A 1,289-nucleotide genomic window follows, 5' to 3' on the forward strand; every position below is an offset into this window, starting at 1 on the left:
AATTTATTGACGGAGTCGCCCTCGAGGTCGAACTGCATCTCGACAATGCCATCCCCCAGGGCCTGGACCCGGATGGCTTTCCCTTCGTAAATCATCGACTGATTCTCCAAGTAGAAGCTGCACTGGCCACGTCGGCCGGCCGCGCACCACGCGAACCGCCGCAGCCGGATCGCTTGCGGACAGCTTTGCCCGGCGCTGGTTTCAGGATAGTTGCGCGGCCCGGGAGCCGGCCATCGGACATTCTTACGACAACGAACCATCGACGGCGGGCCATGGCTGCATTCAGCACCCGAACGCCCCTTTGGGCAAGAGGTGGCACGCGGGAAAGATTGCCTCTGGATAGTTTCCGCCGGGCATTGCAGAATTTTTATGCAGATTAACTAATCGGGAACCGCACGCGCCCATGCCCCGCAAGTCCAGCTCCACCCTGGCCGCCGCTGCGCAGGCCATCGCCCAGCCGGCCGACAGTCCGCTGGACAGCTCCCTCGACGAGCTGATCGGCTATGCCCTGCGCCGCGCCCAGCTCAAGGTCTTTCAGCATCTGGTCAGCCGCATCGGCGTCTTCGACCTGCGTCCGGCGCAGTTCACCGCCCTGGCGATCATCGAGCACAACCCCGGCCTGATGCAGGCCGACCTGGCCCGCGCGCTGGCCATCGAGCCACCGCAGGCGGTGGTCCTTTTGAACAAGCTGGAAAGCCGCGGGCTGGCGGTGCGGGTGCGCTGCAAGCCGGACAAGCGCTCCTACGGCATCTTTCTCAGCAAGGCCGGCGAAACGCTGCTCAAACAGCTGCGCGAGGTGGCCGCGCAGAGCGACCTGGACGCCACCGCGGCGCTCAGCGCCGAGGAACGCCAGCAGTTGATCGGGCTGCTGCACAAGATCTACCGCTGAATTCGCCCGGCGCGGCAAGGAAGCGCCGCGCCGTCTTGCCCACCCTCTTCATCCCTCATCGTCCCGATCCGGCGTCAGCGCACTGCCGGCCGCCGCACTCTGGCGGAAGGCCTTCGGCGACTGCCCGGCGAGGCGGCGGAAGAACCGCGAGAAGTAGGCCGGATCGTTGAAGCCGAGCGCATCAGAGAGCTCGTTGACGGTCATGGTGGTGTAGATCAGGTTGCGCTTGGCCTCCAGCAGCAGGCGCTGGTGGATCACCTGCAGGGCGCTCTGCCCGACCAGCTGGCGGCACAGGCATGACCTCCACCAGCGGCATCAGCGGCACCGGGTTGAAGAAGTGCATGCCGCAGAAGCGCTGCGGATGCTTGAGCGAGCCGGCCAGCAGGCCGATGGAGATGGT

At 65.6% G+C, this 1,289-nt stretch carries 1 protein-coding gene and 2 pseudogenes; 1 reads left to right on the forward strand and 2 read right to left on the reverse strand.

The features are described from left to right. Positions 1-403: 403 nt before the first annotated feature. Positions 404-889 carry a MarR family winged helix-turn-helix transcriptional regulator gene (locus tag ACYVD0_RS14560; RefSeq protein ID WP_460427473.1) on the forward strand — a complete coding sequence of 162 codons (486 nt, stop codon included), beginning with the start codon at positions 404-406 and terminating at the stop codon, positions 887-889. Positions 890-937: 48 nt separating this feature from the next. Here the strand turns inward: ACYVD0_RS14560 and ACYVD0_RS14565 are convergent. Further along, a pseudogene (locus ACYVD0_RS14565) lies at positions 938-1,189 on the reverse strand (helix-turn-helix domain-containing protein); the annotation flags it as partial. Then, a pseudogene (locus ACYVD0_RS14570) lies at positions 1,185-1,289 on the reverse strand (3-hydroxyacyl-CoA dehydrogenase NAD-binding domain-containing protein); the annotation flags it as partial. The pseudogenes ACYVD0_RS14565 and ACYVD0_RS14570, both read right to left, overlap by 5 nt.

This window comes from Azotobacter armeniacus (assembly GCF_054779355.1).

Excerpts from the sequence above, each read along its gene's own strand:
- ACYVD0_RS14560 (WP_460427473.1), top strand. The coding sequence starts at position 404 with ATGCCCCGCAAGTCCAGCTCCACCCTGGCCGCCGCTGCGCAGGCCATC.